At 44.8% G+C, this 19,411-nt stretch carries 17 protein-coding genes; 9 read left to right on the top strand and 8 right to left on the bottom strand.

From position 1 onward, the window contains the following. Window positions 1-30: 30 nt before the first annotated feature. A complete protein-coding gene (locus tag NL647_RS20645; RefSeq protein ID WP_253650632.1) occupies window positions 31-1,548 on the bottom strand; it encodes a fumarate hydratase in 1,518 nt (505 codons plus the stop codon). A 308-nt stretch (window positions 1,549-1,856) separates the two neighbouring features. On the opposite strand from NL647_RS20645, the gene pabB reads away from it, so the two are divergent. Next, on the top strand, window positions 1,857-3,221 hold the full coding sequence (pabB, locus tag NL647_RS20640) for an aminodeoxychorismate synthase component I (RefSeq protein WP_253650631.1): 1,365 nt from the start codon (window positions 1,857-1,859) through the stop codon (window positions 3,219-3,221). A gap of 79 nt (window positions 3,222-3,300) precedes the next feature. Here the strand turns inward: pabB and NL647_RS20635 are convergent, their stop codons facing one another. Both NL647_RS20635 and NL647_RS20630 read right to left on the bottom strand, forming a co-directional pair. Next, entirely contained in the window at window positions 3,301-5,001 is a 1,701-nt protein-coding gene (locus tag NL647_RS20635; protein WP_253650630.1) for an ATP-binding protein, read from the bottom strand. 6 nt (window positions 5,002-5,007) lie between these two features. After that, window positions 5,008-5,547, bottom strand: a complete 540-nt coding sequence (locus tag NL647_RS20630) for a heme NO-binding domain-containing protein (RefSeq protein ID WP_154203537.1) — start codon at window positions 5,545-5,547, stop codon at window positions 5,008-5,010. Between the two features lie 113 nt (window positions 5,548-5,660). Between NL647_RS20630 and NL647_RS20625 the strand changes: the two genes are divergently transcribed. The 5 genes from NL647_RS20625 (at window position 5,661) to NL647_RS20605 (ending at window position 11,828) form a co-directional block, all read left to right on the top strand. Then, complete coding sequence (locus tag NL647_RS20625) at window positions 5,661-6,260, top strand: CoA pyrophosphatase (RefSeq protein WP_005445194.1); 600 nt, start codon at window positions 5,661-5,663, stop codon at window positions 6,258-6,260. A 346-nt stretch (window positions 6,261-6,606) separates the two neighbouring features. Beyond that, on the top strand, window positions 6,607-7,860 hold the full coding sequence (locus tag NL647_RS20620; protein ID WP_005445192.1) for an aromatic amino acid transport family protein: 1,254 nt from the start codon (window positions 6,607-6,609) through the stop codon (window positions 7,858-7,860). A gap of 97 nt (window positions 7,861-7,957) precedes the next feature. Then, entirely contained in the window at window positions 7,958-9,319 is a 1,362-nt protein-coding gene (locus NL647_RS20615) for an L-serine ammonia-lyase (protein WP_005445190.1), read from the top strand. A gap of 218 nt (window positions 9,320-9,537) precedes the next feature. Continuing rightward, window positions 9,538-11,253 (top strand): EAL domain-containing protein, encoded by a 1,716-nt coding sequence (locus NL647_RS20610; RefSeq protein ID WP_253650629.1) that lies wholly within the window; start codon window positions 9,538-9,540, stop codon window positions 11,251-11,253. A 107-nt stretch (window positions 11,254-11,360) separates the two neighbouring features. Then, window positions 11,361-11,828, top strand: coding sequence for an N-acetyltransferase (locus tag NL647_RS20605; RefSeq protein ID WP_005445185.1), 468 nt, complete (start codon window positions 11,361-11,363; stop codon window positions 11,826-11,828). A 60-nt stretch (window positions 11,829-11,888) separates the two neighbouring features. On the opposite strand, the gene NL647_RS20600 is transcribed toward NL647_RS20605, so the two are convergent. Continuing rightward, window positions 11,889-12,026, bottom strand: a complete 138-nt coding sequence (locus NL647_RS20600) for a hypothetical protein (RefSeq protein WP_005445182.1) — start codon at window positions 12,024-12,026, stop codon at window positions 11,889-11,891. A 257-nt stretch (window positions 12,027-12,283) separates the two neighbouring features. Between NL647_RS20600 and NL647_RS20595 the strand changes: the two genes are divergently transcribed. Then, window positions 12,284-13,072 (top strand): response regulator transcription factor, encoded by a 789-nt coding sequence (locus tag NL647_RS20595; RefSeq protein ID WP_005445181.1) that lies wholly within the window; start codon window positions 12,284-12,286, stop codon window positions 13,070-13,072. Between the two features lie 77 nt (window positions 13,073-13,149). On the opposite strand, the gene queD is transcribed toward NL647_RS20595, so the two are convergent. Then, window positions 13,150-13,512, bottom strand: a complete 363-nt coding sequence (gene queD, locus NL647_RS20590) for a 6-carboxytetrahydropterin synthase QueD (RefSeq protein ID WP_253650628.1) — start codon at window positions 13,510-13,512, stop codon at window positions 13,150-13,152. A gap of 363 nt (window positions 13,513-13,875) precedes the next feature. On the opposite strand from queD, the gene NL647_RS20585 reads away from it, so the two are divergent. Together NL647_RS20585 and asnS are read left to right on the top strand one after the other, a co-directional pair. Further along, complete coding sequence (locus NL647_RS20585) at window positions 13,876-15,501, top strand: methyl-accepting chemotaxis protein (RefSeq protein WP_050934682.1); 1,626 nt, start codon at window positions 13,876-13,878, stop codon at window positions 15,499-15,501. Window positions 15,502-15,687: 186 nt separating this feature from the next. Further along, entirely contained in the window at window positions 15,688-17,088 is a 1,401-nt protein-coding gene (asnS, locus tag NL647_RS20580) for an asparagine--tRNA ligase (protein ID WP_005445169.1), read from the top strand. An 85-nt stretch (window positions 17,089-17,173) separates the two neighbouring features. On the opposite strand, the gene NL647_RS20575 is transcribed toward asnS, so the two are convergent. From NL647_RS20575 to NL647_RS20565, 3 genes are all read right to left on the bottom strand, one after another. After that, window positions 17,174-17,533 (bottom strand): hypothetical protein, encoded by a 360-nt coding sequence (locus NL647_RS20575; protein WP_009703467.1) that lies wholly within the window; start codon window positions 17,531-17,533, stop codon window positions 17,174-17,176. A 31-nt stretch (window positions 17,534-17,564) separates the two neighbouring features. Next, a complete protein-coding gene (locus NL647_RS20570) occupies window positions 17,565-17,786 on the bottom strand; it encodes a hypothetical protein (RefSeq protein ID WP_009698378.1) in 222 nt (73 codons plus the stop codon). A 99-nt stretch (window positions 17,787-17,885) separates the two neighbouring features. After that, a complete protein-coding gene (locus tag NL647_RS20565; protein ID WP_253650627.1) occupies window positions 17,886-19,277 on the bottom strand; it encodes a PLP-dependent aminotransferase family protein in 1,392 nt (463 codons plus the stop codon). Window positions 19,278-19,411 lie beyond the last annotated feature (134 nt).

Here is a 19,411-nt window from a genome sequence, read left to right as displayed (position 1 = left end):
TTGTGACCTGACAAATTAGCAACTCGTGGCTTACGCTTCCATCTCTTGGATTTTCACTTTCCACGTATCTGGACCAATTTGGTGTGCATTTACACCATTCGAGTCAACTGCTACGGTAACTGGCATGTCTTCAACTTCGAACTCGTAAATTGCTTCCATACCCAAATCTTCAAACGCCACAACGCGTGCTTTTTTGATCGCCTTCGCAACCAAGTAAGCCGCTCCACCTACCGCCATGAGATAAACGGCTTTGTGTTTTTTGATTGACTCAACCGTAGCTGGACCACGCTCGGCTTTACCTATCATACCCATAATGCCCGTTTGCTCTAGCATCATGTCAGTAAACTTATCCATTCGCGTGGAGGTTGTTGGACCTGCAGGACCAACAACTTCATCACCCACTGCATCAACCGGACCAACGTAGTAGATGAACTTACCCTTAAGATCGACACCTTCTGGTAGACCTTCTCCCGCCTCTAGCATGCCTTGGATACGTTTATGTGCCGCATCACGACCAGTAAGGATTTTGCCAGACAGCAGAACGGTTTCACCCGTTTTCCACTCTTGGACTTCTTCTTTAGTGACCGTATCAAGGTTAACGCGACGTGTGTTCTCGCCTGCTTCCCAAGTAATGTCTGGCCAATCTTCCAGTTTTGGCGGCGTCAACTCTGCCGGTCCCTTGCCATCAAGGGTGAAATGCACGTGGCGTGTCGCTGCACAGTTCGGGATCAAGCACACAGGTTTCGAAGCGGCGTGAGTCGGTGCAGTTTTGATTTTCACATCAACAACTGTCGTTAAACCGCCTAAGCCTTGAGCACCGATGCCAAGTTTGTTTACACGATTGAAGATATCAAGACGAAGCTCTTCTTCCGCATTTTGAGGACCACGGTCAATCAACTCTTGAATGTCGATGTGTTCCATTAGAGATTCTTTTGCCAGTACCGCTGCTTTTTCTGCAGTGCCGCCGATACCAATGCCAAGCATACCTGGAGGACACCAGCCAGCGCCCATAGCTGGTAGCGTTTTCTCTACCCATTCTGCTATGTCATCTGACGGGTTCAGCATGACCATCTTAGTTTTGTTCTCAGAACCGCCACCTTTCGCAGCAATTTGAATTTCAACTTTGTCTCCAGGCACCATATTAATGTGCACGACTGCTGGCGTGTTGTCTTTGGTATTGATTCGCTTACCAGCAGGGTCCATAAGAACCGAGGCACGCAATGGGTTATCTGGGTTTGTGTAAGCCTGTCGGACACCCTCATCCACCATTTGTTGTACCGTCATATCGGTCGAGTCCCACTGGACGCCCATGCCGATGTTCACGAAACAAGTCACGATCCCCGTATCCTGACAGATCGGTCGATGACCTTCTGCCGACATACGAGAGTTAATTAGGATCTGAGCGATGGCGTCTTTTGCCGCCTGGCTCTCTTCACGGTGGTAGGCTTTTTCAAGGGCTTGAACAAAGTCTAGCGGGTGGTAGTAAGAAATATACTGTAGCGCATCAGCAACACTGCTGATGACATCCTGCGTGCGTATTACCGTCATTGCATGCCTCATTATTGTTATGCTTTGCTTCCATTATTGGCTTGGCTTCAATCGTGTTTGTTGAGCTTATTGCTCTTGATGAGCTTTGTTTTTATAAACGTATATTTTTAAACCATGTTTTATAAACAATTGTCGAACGGCTGATATCGACACACGAGTAAATGAAGTCGCCTTCTTTTATAGTAAAACCACCTCCAAGCCTTTGTATAGAGGTAGTTTGGCTATACAAGGGTTTATGATACTCTTGCTGCCCATGACATGCCATGCAGTGAATGAACTCTTTGTCACAATTTAAACAAATGAACAACATGGATACGCAATTGCTTGATTTTAAGGCATTGGATTACGCCAACGACCTCGCTCTTTCGCTATTTTCCCGTATTGAAAGCCAACCTTGGGCGATGCTTTTACGCTCTGCCTCGCAGACGCACATCGATAGCCGGTTCGACGTATTAGTCGCAAACCCAATCGCTACCCTTGAGACAGTGAGCAGTGACACACAAATCACCACATCAAACGAAAACTACGTTTCCCAAGATGACCCATTTTCTTTGCTAGAAGACCTTCAGCAGCGGCTACTACCACAGGTTGAAGCTGTCACGAAATGGGATGTACCGTTTGTCGGTGGCGCACTGGGTTACTTCAGCTACGATTTAGGTCGTCGAGTCGAATCCATGCCTAATCTGGCAGACAAAGATTTGCGTACTCCAGACATGGCTGTAGGCTTGTATGAATGGGCGCTGATCGTTGACCACAAGCTAAACAAAGCGTGTATGGTCGGCAGAAACATCGAGCAAGCATGGCAATGGCTCAATGCGCAATCAAGCGCGGATGTTGAAGACTTCAAGCTGATTAGCGACTGGCAATCCAATATGACGCAAGCGTCCTACGCTTCTCGTTTTGAGCGTGTGCAACAGTACCTACTGAGCGGCGACTGCTACCAAATTAACTTAGCACAACGTTTTAACGCCGCCTATCAAGGCAGTGAATGGCAAGCTTACAAAAAACTGGAAGAAGCAAATCAAGCGCCTTTTTCCGCGTTCATTCGTATGCCTAAATCAGCGATTATTAGCGTGTCACCAGAGCGTTTTCTAGAGCTTAAAGATAACGTTATTGAAACCAAACCGATCAAAGGCACTCGTCCTCGCAGTCAAAATCCACATCAAGATTCCGCCAACGCGTTTGATTTACAGACCGCAGAGAAAGACCAAGCAGAGAACTTGATGATAGTCGACTTACTTCGCAACGATATTGGTCGGGTCGCGGCACCAGGCAGCGTACATGTACCGAAGCTATTTGATATTGAGAGCTTTCCCGCAGTGCATCACTTAGTGAGCACCATTCGGGCCAACTTAGATATTCGCTACTGCGCTGCAGATCTGCTTCGTGCATGTTTTCCCGGCGGTTCGATCACTGGTGCGCCGAAAGTACGGGCGATGCAAATCATTGAAGAGTTAGAACCTCATCGACGCAGCGCTTATTGTGGCAGTATTGGCTATATTTCCCGTCATGGGCGTATGGACACCAGTATTACAATCCGCACTTTGGTCGCAGAAGACAAACGGCTCTACGCATGGGCTGGTGGCGGTGTGGTCGCAGACAGTGACTGCGCTGCAGAATATCAAGAGACCCTGGATAAGCTCTCAAAGATACTACCAGCGCTCAAATCATGAGCAAAAAACCTCAATCGAAATAAACAAAGCGGCACTGCAACATAACCGTGCCGCTTCTCTTTATATGTTCTCGTGCTCTCTATTCGTCTAACCACTTACACATCATCTGCTCAATATCCGCGGCAGTATATGGTTTGGTTAGGATGTCATCCATCCCAGACTCCACGCACTTTTGTCTTTCCTCAAGGGTGGTGCCTGCTGTTAGTGCAATAATCGGTCTGTGAAAGCCATTTTCTCGTAGCTGTACCGTTGCTTCATAGCCATCCATTTCCGGCATCCGACAATCCATAAAGATCAATTCGTAATCTTTCTCTTTCACCGCATCAAGCGCTTCTAACCCATTGTTTTTCAAATCTGGAGTAATATCGAGCTTTTTCAGCATTTGAGTCACAATCACTTGGTTCATGCGAATATCATCCACCACCAATACGGAACGCCCGGACAGGTCAATCTGATGACCAATTAAAACATCGCCAGCCGCTCTGCCCTGTGCTTGCCCTTGTTTCAGTGGCAATTTGACTTTAAAGATAGTGCCCTTGCGCGGCTCACTGACAAAGCTGATTTCGCCGTCCATCAAATCAACCAAATTCTTACAAATCGCAAGTCCAAGCCCAGAGCCTTCAAAACTTCGCTTGGTAGAGCGGTCGGCTTGCACAAAGGGGTCAAATAAAGCTTGCTGCGCTTCCAGCGGGATACCAATCCCAGTATCTTCCACTTCAAACAGAGCGCAGCCATCGCTCCATTCGACACGAAGCACCACCCCTCCAAGATTGGTAAACTTAATCGCATTACCAATCAAATTGACCAGAATTTGCGTAATACGTTCAAAGTCTCCAATCAAGTACTCAGGAATACCCAACTTCTTATCAATAGAAAAGTGAATGCGCTTTTCCGCAGCTTTGGCTGCAAATACGCCGGTCAAAGCATTTTCTAGGTCTTTCCAAGCAAATACTTTGTTTATGATTTCCATCATACCCGCATTCATCTTACTGAAATCGAGCAAGTCGTTAATAATAACGCGTAGCAGATCGCCTGATTGACTTAGATTACCAAGGTATTGAAGCTGCTCTTCCTCCAAGGGGGTTTTACTTAACAGCTCCGCGCTGCCGAGCACACCATTTAATGGCGTTCGCAACTCATGGTTAATCATGGCAACGAATTCTTTGGTCGCCTTTTCCGATGCTTCGGCACGCTTACGTAATTCAACTTCACGCTCTAGGCTCAAGTGACGGCTAATAACGCCATGAACTAAATCAGACACTAATACCATTTGCTTGGAAATGAATTCTTGGTCAACTTGATCAAGATCCACGGAAAACACAAGCTCGCCTAAAATCATTGAATCGATAATAATCGGCAGGTAAAGCTTCTGCGCTTGCCAGCGAGGCTTGGCATCGATGGGCGCATCATGAGCAAGATTAAGATGACCAAATTGATGACGACGCAACGAAGATAAATGCGTATCGCTCAAATACAGGTACGCACCCGACACAACCGAATTAGATGTCAGTTGCTCCAAAAAGCTGGCAATCATGGTTTCATCAAAGGTGCTAGAAAGGAAGGTACGACCAAACTTAATCAACGTGGCATCGATTTGCTCTTCAAACTCAAACTTGCGCAAGTCGTGCTCTGACTGCATTTCCAGCTTTTTTAAGGCTACGCTCAGTTGCTGATTCGCCTCGTACAACTCTAAGCTTTTTTGCTCCAGCAGTGTTTCTGCTGCTTTTCGCGATGCCACTTCTCGTTTGAGTTTCCTTTCTAATGAGGAACTTCCTGCCATATTGCCTTATTGAGCCTCCAGCCAAAAACGAACTTGGCTTCCATCTTGCGACTGATTTTGGTGCTTAATGATCACCGTTTCATCAAAGTGGGTGGCACAGCCTTTAATTAACCCCACACACACATGCGCCATGCAGCGCGCACTCCGATAATCGAACACCATCTCCGATTGAGTTTCACTGATAAAGTCAAATTGCGGTGGATTGGCATCTGGATAAAGCTTTTTCACTTCCACGTGAATAAAGTCTTCCACATGACGCACAAATTGAAACGTAGTGGAGCATTGCTGCAAGCTGGCATGGTTTGGGATTGATTTGAGCAGGTTTTGAAACGCACACTCACCAAACACTTCTTGTAACTGCTCCGGCGGAATGTTAGATATTTTGCTGAGGTTGACAATCAACTTGACCAAATCACGATGATCATAACTGCCGACCGAGGTGTAGATGCCTTCATCATTAGATAAGTCGAGCACTTGGTCCAAAACTTCCAGACCAAACTTCTCTTCCACTAACTCCATGAACTCTGTGAAAATAATCCCTTTCATCGTCTTCAACTAACCTTATAGTGACGCCTTAAAATAAAGAATGGTGTATAAAGGTATAACTTTCAAATTAATATGCTTCAGCACACAGGTGTTTTCGGTAAAAGGATTGAGCATTGGTTATTGATAAATCGACATTACTGCAGAACTTCCAACTGCAAATGCCCACAGGCTATCATCGTGAGTCTTTGGGACGCTTAGCGCACTTAGAATCATTGAAGTTGAGAGAAGCGGCCGTATTGATTGGCTTTGTCGAACGTGAACAAGGTCTGCAAGTGATTTTGACCAAGCGTGCCGAGCACTTAAAGCATCATCCAGGGCAAATCAGTTTTCCTGGGGGCAAATTTGAAGATGACGATCAAGTACTTGTTAATACCGCCCTTAGAGAAGCAGAAGAGGAAATTGGTATTCATCAAACAGATATAAGGGTGTTTGGTCAGTTGCCCAAGCTACCTACTATTAGCCAGTTTAATGTGACGCCATTTTTAGCCTTTGTCTCACCAGACTATTCGACTCAGATCGACCCAAACGAAGTCGCCGAGGTTTTTGAGGTGCCAGCAGATCATATTTTGAATCCAAAAAAGCTTTACAGTACAAAATTCAAACTAAAAAACACCAGTCACCGTGTGTTTGCAATCCCCTATCAACAGCATTTCATTTGGGGAATGACAGCACAAATTATCGAATCGATGCAAAAACACATCATTTCTAACTAACTGTCTTATCAATGATAATCTTGCTTCTATAGCAAACATCATGTGCATCAATATTAATAAAAGGTTATTTTTCAAACATTCGTTCACATTAGTTTAATTTGGATTTTATATCGCAAACGCTTGCGGTGAGATAAATTTATACAATCGCCCCTTCAGATAAGTTTTTCTAATTTTACTCATTAGCAATAATCACGTGTAGCACGCCGTTTTCGTGATAAAAAGCAGGTTTTTGACATATCATTCAATAAGCTCGAGCAATACATGATTTAGATCTAATTTTCCTAGTGCAAAATCTTGCAAAATTGCTCCCGACTTATTTCCTGTTCCCAAAATGAGTAACTCAAAAATGAATACAACTACTTCTGCGGCTTCGACCGCACAATCGTCTAGTAAGTTTTCTTACAAAGACTTCACTTGGTGTCTGTCCCTGTTTGGGACAGCAGTAGGTGCAGGTGTACTTTTCCTTCCTATTAAAGCAGGTGCTGGCGGTTTCTGGCCATTAGTTATCCTAGCGCTAATCGCGGCACCAATGACTTGGTTCGCACACAAATCTCTCGCTCGTTTCGTACTTTCTGCGAAAAACCCTGAAGCGGACATCACTGACACAGTAGAAGAGCACTTCGGTAAAACTGGCGCAAACCTTATTACTTTTGCCTACTTCTTCGCTATCTACCCAATCGTACTTATCTACGGTGTTGGTATCACAAACACAGTTGACTCTTTCCTAGTCAACCAAATGGGTATGGAATCTATTCCTCGCTGGCTACTGTCTGGTGCACTTATCGCAGCAATGACAGCAGGTGTAGTATTTGGTAAAGAACTAATGCTGAAAGCAACATCAGCAATGGTTTACCCACTAGTATTTATCCTACTAGCACTTTCTTTCTACCTAATTCCTGATTGGAATACATCAATGATGGAAGTATCACCAAACTGGGGCGAAATGCCGACCATCGTTTGGCTAGCAATTCCAATCATCGTATTCTCTTTCAACCACAGCCCAATCATTTCTCAGTTCTCTAAAGAACAACGTCGTGTATACGGTGATGACGCAGTGAAGAAAACTGACGCTATCACTGGTGGCGCAGCAATGATGCTTATGGGTTTTGTAATGTTCTTCGTATTCTCTGTAGTACTTTCTCTATCTCCAGAGCAACTAGCATCTGCGCAAGAACAAAACATCTCAGTACTGTCTTACCTAGCTAACGTTCATGAGTCTCCACTTATTTCTTACATGGGTCCTCTAGTAGCGTTTGCAGCGATCACTTCTAGCTACTTTGGTCACTTCCTTGGTGCGCACGAAGGTCTAGTAGGTCTAATCAAGTCTCGCTCTCAAACTCCTGTCAGCAAGATTGAAAAAGTATCGCTACTGTTCATCGTAATCACAACTTGGATCGTTGCTATCGTTAACCCAAGCATCCTAGGCATGATTGAAACAATGGGTGCACCGATGATCGCGGCAATCCTATTCTTGATGCCTGTATTCGCAATGCAGAAAGTACCAGCAATGGCGAAGTACAAAACTTCAGCACCTGTACAGATTTTCACAGCAATCTGTGGTCTTGCGGCAATTAGTTCTGTAATCTACGGCGCTCTTTAATCACAGCTGCTTTATTTAGCGTGATTAATCCAAGAATATAACGATAATAAAAAGCCTCCCAACTCCCCTTGGGAGGCTTTGTTCTGAGGTAATCGATATGATTAGTGTTTTTGACATCTATAAAATCGGTGTTGGTCCTTCAAGCTCACACACTGTAGGTCCAATGAAAGCGGGTAAAGAATTTATTGATGATCTTCGTGCAATGGGAAAACTGCGCGACATCACTAAAATCACCGTTGACGTTTATGGTTCACTATCACTGACAGGGAAAGGTCACCACACGGATATCGCGATCATCATGGGTCTTGCAGGCAACTCCCCTGAGAAAGTAGATATCGACTCTATTCCGGGCTTTATCGCTCGCGTAGAAGAAACTGAGCGCCTACCTGTTGGCATGCACTGTCATACAGTATCTTTCCCGAAAGATGGTGGTATGAACTTCCATACTACTAACCTTGAGCTACACGAAAACGGCATGCAGATCCACGCTTGGATCGATGACGAAAAAGTATACTCAAAGACTTACTACTCTATCGGCGGTGGTTTCATCGTTGATGAAGAGAATTTCGGTAAAGAAGTAGAGAACCCTATCAAGGTTCCTTACGAATACACAACGGCAGAAGAGTTAGTTCACCAGTGTAAAGAAAGCGGTCTTTCTATCAGCGCACTTGTGATGAAAAACGAACACTCTCTGCACTCTGATGAAGAGACTCGTACATACTTCGCAAACATCTGGCGCACAATGCGCGAATGTATGGATCGCGGTATGAACGAAGAAGGTATTCTGCCTGGTCCACTACGCGTACCTCGTCGTGCAGCAGCACTTCGTCAGCAACTACTTACTTCTGAAAAGACAACTAACGATCCAATGTCGGTTGTTGACTGGGTAAACATGTTCGCTTTCGCAGTAAACGAAGAAAACGCTGCCGGTGGTCGCGTTGTTACAGCACCAACGAACGGTGCGTGTGGCATCATCCCGGCGGTACTGGCTTACTACGATAAGTTCATCCAGACAGTAACTGAAAAAGATTACATCCGTTACTTTGCGGCTTCTGGTGCAATCGGTGGTCTATACAAGCGCAATGCATCTATCTCTGGTGCAGAAGTTGGTTGTCAGGGCGAAGTTGGCGTAGCGTGTTCGATGGCTGCAGCTGGTCTTGCTGAGCTGATGGGTGGTAGCCCTGAGCAAGTATGTATGGCAGCAGAAATTGCGATGGAACACAACCTAGGTCTAACTTGTGACCCTGTAGCGGGTCAGGTTCAGGTTCCATGTATCGAGCGTAACGGCATCGCGGCAGTAAAAGCGATCAACTCAACTCGTATGGCACTGCGTCGCTCATCTGCACCTACGGTTTCTCTGGATAAGGTTATCGAAACCATGCTAGAGACCGGTAAGGACATGAACGCAAAATACCGTGAGACATCTCAAGGCGGTCTAGCAATCAAAGTGATTTGCTAATCCTCCCCTCTCAATTGAAAAGCCCGAGCACATTGCTTGGGCTTTTTTTTCGTTTCTGCTTTCTTAATCCACCGAAATACAACTAGATTGAGCTTTATAAAAAAATCTAAAATGGTCACTATATCCAGAAGTTTAGGATATGCCCGTAGAAGGTCACATACCTGATACATCAATATTGATAACGTATTCAAAAAATTAATCCTGGAGCGCAATAACACATGATTAGGTTTGAACTCGGAAACCAAATCTGCGTTTGCCTGACCGAAAAAGAACTTTCACTACAGCTCAATCATTCCATCCACTCTTCTATTCCTGTAAACCGAATCGAATATTTGATCCTTAGCACCATCGCCGCTTTTGGCAGCCTAAACGCGCCTATTAGCCAGAGGAAAATCGAAAAGAAGTTATCAGCGCAACATCATTTGATGTTGCCGGAAAATGGATTTAAGAACGCTGTTGCGTCGGTACGAAAGAAGTTCAGGCAACTGACAAAGAATCACGTAGAGGCACCTAAGTCTCTGATCGAAAACATCCACCGAAAGGGATATTTTGTGCCATACGATAGCCAACATGCACAAAAAGACGGACTTCTGCAGCAAGCGCGGATCCATCAACAAGCGACACACAGCATAAGAAGAGCAATAGGCATCTGCTTACGCAGCCGTGCGCTGTACTTGAATCTACTGTTTTTTCTCGTTTTTACTATCATCTTGTATGTTGCGATTTGCTTTTACACAATCAGTACGATTGTCAGGCAAAACTATTTTGATGATGCGATGGACTTTGCCCATGATCTGGCACAGCGTAGCTGCTTTGAGCATGAAGACCGCTTACGTGGTTTGTTCGATAATATCCAACTGGTCGAGTCCGCCTTAATGACGGACAAACATAATATTCGTTGTTTGGTGACACCAGAAGCCGTCGTGCCGGTCAACGAGAGAGACCGCAACCTTTGGCTCAATAACGAAAGTTACACCACGCATTCATTTTTCTTTGACGGCGCAGAAGTGTTGGTGCGAGTGAAAAACATCAATCTAGCGAATAGCATAGAGAGCCACATGTCGCGGATGTTTTTGTCGGGAATGAAAGTGTGTACGAACACCGGTACAGCGCTCGAAATTGGCGATACCCAGGGCAACTCGTTTTTATATAACGTCAATGATAACGGCTACAAAGAGATCTATTACGTATCCGGACCGATCACAAGCATCCTTGTTTTGAGCTTTATACTAATATTTATTGCCAGGCATAAAAAGCTGCGTTCGCTGGTCTCCTACCTATGGGCAATTCGTCAGTTCACCCTAAAGCTTGAACCTATTCATAACACATCAAATCGGCAAAATATTCACTATGAGGTACTGTCACGTTTTAAAGTTAAAAACACTCAGCGATTTATTGAACGTTTGATTGCCAATGGCTTACTGATCAATCACACCTTACTGGTGATAAAAACCGTCTATGGCGACGCAAAGTCATTACTCGCCCCCCTCAGCATCAACGTATGTCCTTCTCTTCTCATTGGGCGCAATTTTACGCGTCTTTATCGTCAGTTGTCCCAGTTAGACTGTACACTGCTGACCATCGAGATCACAGAAAATGCCTCGATGTATTACACGCGCGAGATATTTGACAACATCAGTAAGCTCAAACAGCTTGGTTGTAAAATCAGCATTGACGACTTTGGTACTGGGAATAACAATGTTGAGCTGATTAGCCACATTACGCCGAATTATCTGAAAATTGACCGTCTGTTTGTCATGAACTTAAAGCAAGACGACAAAAAGGTTGAAACTCTGCGTCAGCTAATCGCGATGGGACACACGTACCACTGCACAGTGATCGTAGAAGGTGTTGAAACTGCAGAATGCGCACATCTACTCACCACCCTTGGCGCGCACATCCATCAAGGGTTTTATTACCCATTGTGTCGCTAGCGGCTTCTATTTATTGACAAAATCTGCACATAACCAGATTGCGTACTTTTTATATCCACAACTATAATGGCGGTATCGACTTTACCGCCTCTAAATAGATTCAGCACATGATCGCTATTAAACCAGCCAAGCTGAAAGATTTTGCCAGCTTGATGCAAATGGATGTGCACGACGATCAAAAAGGATTTTTCAAGCCCTTTGAACAGGCTTACCAACAACGCGCCAAATCGGAAGTGTTTTACACCATATTCCACGACTATTTGACTGTGGGGTATTTGGTGATTGATAAAGCATTTGCTCAACATGCGCCTTTTGCTAAACGTCATGAACTTGGGTTGACCTACCTCATGATTGATAAACGCTTTCAGCGTCAAGGGATAGGCAAAGCGACGCTGCAAAAGTTGATGGTGTATGGTTACGCTATTGATGCCGAAAGCAACTCGATATGTGCGACGATCACCAGCACCAACCAAGCGGCGATCAAACTGTTTGAGACAACTGGGTTTGAAAATACGCAAAAGACCATTTACGACGCTCAAGGTAAGGCGCTGATCATGCGCCATGCATTGAGTTAAGTCGAAAACAAACCACCGAAATAAAAAATGGGCAGTCTATATTGGACTGCCCATTTCACTTTAAACTGCCATGACTTCAGCTTGCCAGCCATAGCCAATGTATTCTTTCGCCAATTCTTCGGCAACAAACGTCGATACTACGACTTCCACCCACATGCTATGTGATCCCGCGCGATAACGCAGTTTCATCATCTTCATTGTACACCTCTCCGCAAGGTGAAAGAGGCTTAACTTGCTCGCCATTCACCCAAATGATAATAAAAAATGACCGTATCCATGCAGTTGGAGCCCTTTGCCCATACGTGCGTGAACTCTCTCCTTGAGATAAAATGGATACCGTATATGTGATTCGAAAAACTTCGAATTATTGCGAGAGCAATTTTGCAAAATGATAGGGCAAGGGTGTAGAGTAAAAATACTGCATTTATAAAAAACGATAAGATGGGCCAACTTTTATGGGCAGTGATATAGGTAACACCACCAAATCCACCAGTTTTGATGCGTTGATGATACGTCAAGCGAAGCTTTTAACGTCCGCACATGCTGACGAATGTGAAAGCTACCTCAAGCAGTTTATGCTAGAAGCCATGGAATGGTTTGAAATCGATCGTATGACGATGTTTCCCAACTCCATGCTGTTTTTCAATCAAGGGAAAACGCTTTCTGTTGCTCGCGAACCACACCAAGTTCTGACGACTAAGCAAGTCGGGGTCGAAGATGGCGAACGCTACCTGCGCTTAATTGGTAATTCTGAGAAAACCCAGTTTTTCGATAAAAACGCTTTAGCCAACAGTGATGTAGTGGTATTGCGCATGCTGTCAGCACAAGGCGCGTGTTGCCATTACACTATTCCACTCGTCCAATTTGGTCAGCGCTGGGGCGGTCTCTCTTTTACTCTCTTTGGTAGCAACAGTTGCGGCTTATCCGAAAGCCAGCTTGAACAGGTTAGCTTCATCTCTCATATGTGGCTGTCCTTTTGGCAACATTCAAAGCTACATCGTAGTTTGCACCGTCCAGACATGAAAACCGACCAAGAAAATCACCGCATGCTACGTTTGAGTCACCGTCAATGTGACGTGCTGGGTTTGCTGGCTAAAGGATTATCAGCAAAAGAAATTGCCACAGAACTCAATCTAAGCCCAAGAACGATCGAATCTCATAAATATCGGTTGCTAGACATGCTAGAGCTGGATAGTCATGCAGATTTAGTTCAGTTTGCACTGAGAAATGGCATAGGCTATTAAACGCCCACTAATAAATTCTTGATAAAGAAAAAGGCAAGCCGTTTGGCTTGCCTTTCTTGTATGCATGCAGAAGACGATTACTCACCTTTGTAAACACAACCTGCGGTACACGTCTCTTTGATCTCTACTTTACTAAGCAGAGGTAAGCTTGGCTTAAGTTGTTGCCAAATCCATTTTGCTAGAACTTCGCTGGTTGGGTTTTCCAGACCTTCAATGTCGTTCAAATAGTAATGGTCGAGACGGTTGTAGATAGGTTTGAATGCGGCTTTGATTTCAGCAAAATCTACAACCCAACCTGTATGAGGGTCTACTTCACCTTCTACATAAAGACGAACAAGGAAAGAGTGTCCATGTAAGCGTCCACACTTATGACCTTCAGGTACGTGTGGCAAGTGGTGTGCCGCTTCGAACATAAACTCTTTGTACAATTCTGTTTTCATCTTGATTCTCAGGCTTTAAAAAGACACGCAATACTAAGGAATTCACCCTTTAATGACAACCTTTATCAATAGCGCCCGCTATGAATAGCAAGGCAAACGATAAAGCAGTAAATCATGACGTATTGAAATTGAAAACGCAGGCGCCATTATCTAACCAAGTAGGAAATTTTTGGCATTAAAAGATCTTAAAAAAACACCGTGCCGTTTTTTTGTCACCACGTCAAAGTTTTGATTACACACCACTTACATCACATTTACATAACCACAAAATGTTTGGGGTCACATTCAGTTAGCCAATTCATCGCTCAAGTGCAACTAACCTCTTAATATTGTGGGGTTCGTTCCAATAACACTTATAAAAATATGCGCTCAACTATTACCTTTAAACTCCTACTCGCCCTGATCGCCGTGTTCACTTGTGTTCTTGCCGTGTCCACTGGGTATCAGTACTACCAACAAAAAACACTTATTAATGATGTACTAAGCGAACAGTTACACGACAAAGCCAGTAACTACTTCGACAGCTTAAACATGATGATGCTGACAGGCACGATGTCGCAGAAAGAGACACTACGACAAAAAGCGCTGGCACAGGAAGGCATTGAACAAGTACGCGTGTTGCGTGCCGATGCCGTGTCAAAGTTTTATGGTCAAGGGCAAGCCAACCAACAACCTCTCGACGACATCGATCAACGGGCACTGAGCGGGGAATTGGTCATTGAACCCATCAGTGCTGAATGGGGTAAGGGCTTGGTCGTCGCTCTACCAATGAAATCAAGTGAGGACTATCGAGGCACAAATTGCGTGTCCTGCCATATTGCTCCTGAGGGCGAAGTGCTTGGTGCTATTCGTCTTGAATACAACATGAGTCACGTCAACACGCTGATTAACAAGCAAGCCGTGTTTGCGATGGGGATCATGTCAGTGATCGCATTTGTTGGCTTCCTCATCACTATGGGACTCATCCGAAAAATCATCGTCCGCCCTATTCAAAATACATCACGCTTTATGTCTAACGTTAGTGCCAGTAAAGATCTCTCCAAGCGTTTGTCAGGCACACAAAATGATGAAGTCGGTCAATTGTCGGATTCCATCAATTCGTTTATGGATACGGTGTCAGAGAGTTTAGAACGCGTTCGAGATACCTCCCACTCTCTTGCAGACTCAGCAGGAAGGCTGACTGATGTAGCTCAATCGACCGATGAAGCTGCTGATAATCAACAAGTCGAAACCAATGAAGTGCAAACCAATATTACCGATATGCTTGAGCAACAAAGCGTGGTGGAGCAAGCGACAGTCGATGCGACAACCTTAGTTAACCATACCGTTGACGTTGCAACCACCAGCGCAGGTCAAGCCCATCATGTCAGCGAAGACATCAAGCACCTTGTGACCGATATTGATAAAGTGCGTGAGAACATTGCGACGTTAAACCAACAAACTGATGAAGTATCATCAATTCTTGGCGTGATAAAAGGCATCGCTGAGCAAACCAATTTATTGGCGCTTAACGCCGCTATTGAAGCCGCCCGAGCCGGAGATCAAGGTCGTGGTTTTGCGGTAGTTGCCGATGAAGTGCGCAATCTTGCCTCTCGCACCGCCGAAGCCACCAGTAATATTGAGACGATTATTTCTCAGTTCCAACAAGGCAGCGAAGAGTCGTTAACCTCGGTTGATACAGTGTGCGAGTTTGCTCATCAGCGCTCAATAGATGTCGAAGCATTGTCACAGACCATGCACAATGTGGTCGATGAGATGCATCAAGTACTTAAACACGCTGAAAATATCCAACATCAGACACTAACAACATCTGGGGTAAGCAAACACATCCAAAGCAAAGTTGACACCATTACCTTACACGCAAACGAGACCTCGCAATCGGCATCACATACTCGCGAGATCAGTGTCGATCTGGAACATCTTTCAGAGCGTTTGGAGTCATTACTTAACCAATTTACCCTGTCAGAGAGAGCACAAGAGAATAAATAAGGAAATTCTCTCCTTCAAATTGAATATAAAGGTTGAAGCTGACGATTTGACAGGTAATATGTTTCGTTGAATCTAAAAAATTCTATCCAACTCAACACTTCGCTTGTTTTTTAAACAATTTTGTTGTGAGACAGGCACTTTTAAGTGTTGAGTTGAATTTTTACCTCAATGGAGAATATTGAAAACATGACTTACGCGCCTGTATCAGACGTTTTGAAAGGTCAGCTAGCAGTAGACAGTGAAGTAACTGTTCGTGGCTGGATCCGTTCACGTCGTGATTCCAAAGCTGGAATCTCTTTCCTTGCCATTTATGACGGCTCTTGTTTCGACCCGATTCAGGCCGTGGTCCCTAATAATCTTAATAATTACGACAACGAAGTACTTAAGCTAACGACTGGCTGCTCTGTTGAAGTAACTGGTAAGATTGTTGCCTCTCCTGCGAAAGGTCAAGACTTCGAACTAGCAGCAACTGACGTTAAAGTTGTTGGCTGGGTTGAAGATGCTGACACTTACCCAATGGCAAAAACTCGTCACTCTATCGAGTACCTACGCGAAGTCGCTCACCTACGTCCACGCACAAACGTGATTGGTGCAGTAGCACGCGTACGTAACTGCCTATCTCAAGCAATCCACCGCTTCTACCACGAGCAAGGTTACTTCTGGGTATCAGCGCCATTGATCACAGCTTCTGACGCAGAAGGTGCTGGTGAAATGTTCCGCGTATCTACGCTAGACATGGAAAACCTGCCTCGCACTGACGATGGTAAAGTTGACTACAACGAAGACTTCTTTGGTAAAGAGACTTTCCTAACGGTATCTGGTCAGCTAAACGCAGAAGCTTACGCTTGTGCACTAAGCAAAGTTTACACGTTTGGTCCTACTTTCCGTGCTGAAAACTCAAACACAAGCCGCCACCTAGCGGAATTCTGGATGGTTGAGCCTGAAGTTGCGTTCGCAGAACTAGACGACGTTGCAAAATTGGCTGAAGACATGCTGAAGTTTGTATTCAAAGCCGTTCTTGAAGAATGTCGTGATGACCTTGAGTTCTTTGCTCAACGTATCGACAAAGAAGCAATCACTCGCCTAGAGCAGTTTGTCTCTTCTGACTTCGCACAAGTTGACTACACAGACGCGATCCAAATCCTGCTTGATTCTGGTCGTGAATTCGAATTCCCAGTTGAATGGGGTATCGATATGTCTTCTGAACACGAGCGCTTCCTTGCTGAAGAACACTTCAAAGCACCTGTAATCGTTAAGAACTACCCGAAAGACATCAAAGCATTCTACATGCGTGCTAACGATGACGGTAAAACAGTTGCAGCGATGGATGTACTAGCACCAGGCATCGGCGAAATCATCGGTGGTTCTCAACGTGAAGAGCGTCTCGACATCCTAGATGCACGTATGCGTGAAGTGGGTATCGATCCTGAGCACATGAGCTGGTACCGTGACCTACGTCGTTACGGTACAGTGCCACACGCAGGCTTCGGTCTAGGCTTTGAGCGTCTAGTATCTTACGTAACAGGTATGGGCAACGTTCGTGACGTGATCCCATTCCCACGTACTCCTCGCTCTGCGAACTTCTAATCACCTAGAGTGATACAGAATTAAAAAGACCTCCCAAGTGGAGGTCTTTTAGTTTGTGGCAGTTTCATCGTTTCTGTTATTTCAACTATTTCAGCGTCACACTCATTGCATTGTCGTTAACCGCACCAATCATGAGTGGCTTACCTACGTCACCCTCTTTGATTAACACTTGTGTGTTCACACTAGAGCTAGAATGCTGGGTTTTACTTTCTTGCATAGCAACAACGTCAACGAGGTAGCCCGACGACTGTTTTCTCACAAAGCCAGAAAAATCAACCTGCTCTTGATCATTGTTGATTTGGGCTTCGAACTGTTCGTTGGCTTGTATTTGAGCAACAAGCTCCGACTTGCCGTAGTGTAAGATCACCGATTCGGGCTCATCACCTTGATTAGCCGTGCAACCAAAAGTGATAGCAGACAGTGCCAGTAGCCATGCATGTTTCATAGTGTTTATTCCTAACTTCTATCTCATGAATCTAAGACTTATTCTCATCATCTTTATCTGCCTTGGCGGCATACTTAACACCCAGTACGCACAAACCAAACATAATAAAGGGGATCACAGCCGCGGTGTATTCCGTCCACGCCATGTGAGAGAACGATTTCGCCAAAATAAGGTGCGCAAATACCAACAGAAATGCGCTAAAAATGGCAACGGCGATCAATCTTAATTCATGTTTTACCAACTGCTTTTTCATTGTCACTCCAATCATCACAATATTTCTGTATCCGATTGAAGCACAACCCAAGTAAACCACTCTGATACAGTTAGGTCAAAAAAGGATTAAACAGTTTCTTTAGTGAAGTAACTCACCCAATTTCCGCAAAGCCTGACACAGATTGTCATCAATGGGCAGAGAAGTATTCAAACGCAGATAGTCCTGATATTGCTCATCGACCGAGAACAACGCACCATGCGCAACAGTTACCTGCTGTGACAGCAAGGTGTGATGAACCACTTTACTGCTTATCCCTTGAGGCAACTTAAGCCATAAGAAATAACCGCCATGAGGAAGATAGTACTCAATAGATTTAGGCAAACACTCTTTCATTGTTTGCACAAACATAGCTTGGCGCTGTTCAAGCCCTTTACGCAGCTTTCTTAAATGATTGTCATAGCTGTCATTTTGCAGGTAATGCGCAACTCCCTGTTGAATAGGTGCACTGCCAGATAGCGTCGACATCAGTTGAAGCTTTTGAATACGCTCGTTAAAGCGCTTGGTGATCACCCACCCCAATCGATAGCCAGGACAAAGACTTTTTGAAAGAGAGCCACAATGCAAAACGCGCTCTTGGTCATCATAGGTTTTCAGCGATGTAGGTTTCTTGTCGGAGAAATACAACTCTGCGTAAACATCATCTTCAATCAGATACACATCATGTAGATTGGCAAGCTCAACAACACGTTGCTTTTGTTCGTCGCTCAACGAAGTGCCTGTTGGATTATGAAAGTTACTCATAAGCCAGCAAGCCTTAACGTTGTGCTGTGCAAAAGCTTGTTCCATCTGAGCCAAGGAGTGCCCTTTTTCGGCATCTACCGAGATCTCAATGGCATTCAACCCTAGTCGTTCAATTGCTTGTAACGCACCATAAAATGTTGGCGACTCAATGACAACCGTATCCCCTGGCTCAGTAACCACTTGCAAACTGAGGTTGAGCGCTTCTAACGCGCCAGAGGTAATAACGATATCATCATGCGTTAAAGTCATGCCTTGCTGTATATAGCGCTGGGCAATCGAGCGGCGTAGAGAAGCACTACCCGGTGGTAGGTTATCTAACAAGGTATCTGGTCCCATTTTTCGCCCGGAACTGGCAAGGTTACGGTTTAGTGCTTCGAGAGGAAAAAGTGCTGGGTCAGGAAACGCGGAGCCTAGCTTTGTCGCGTTTGGCACGGTTTGTTGTTTGAGGAAATCGTACAACTCATCGTTTAGTGAAGTACGATACGCATTGTTATCAGCACCAGCAGCGTCGAGACGTTCGAGCTCAGCAGTAACAAAGTAACCCGACTGAGGTTTAGCAATCACCCAACCTTGCGCTTCGAGCAATTGATAGGCTTGTAACACAGTTCCTGCACTGACCGAATGGTTGCGGCTAGTGACACGCACGGAGGGCAACTTCTCTCCTGCTCTCCATGTATTTTGTTGAATTTGCGTTTTAAACAGCTCAGCCAGTTGGCGGTATCGGTTCATGCTTCCCTCATTTCTTACTACCGAGCGCACCTTAGCATACTTCACGCCCTGATTCCGATCTTCGACTTATCAAACTCGAAACGTAATTAATCAATCTTAGTGATATCAATTGACGTTACGAAATGAGAATTTAT

The organism is Vibrio sp. Y29_XK_CS5, assembly GCF_024181835.1.
Classification (GTDB): Bacteria; Pseudomonadota; Gammaproteobacteria; order Enterobacterales; family Vibrionaceae; genus Vibrio; species Vibrio harveyi.
The sequence above is the reverse complement of the archived record's forward strand: the minus strand, read 5'-3'. Positions and strand labels throughout refer to the sequence as shown.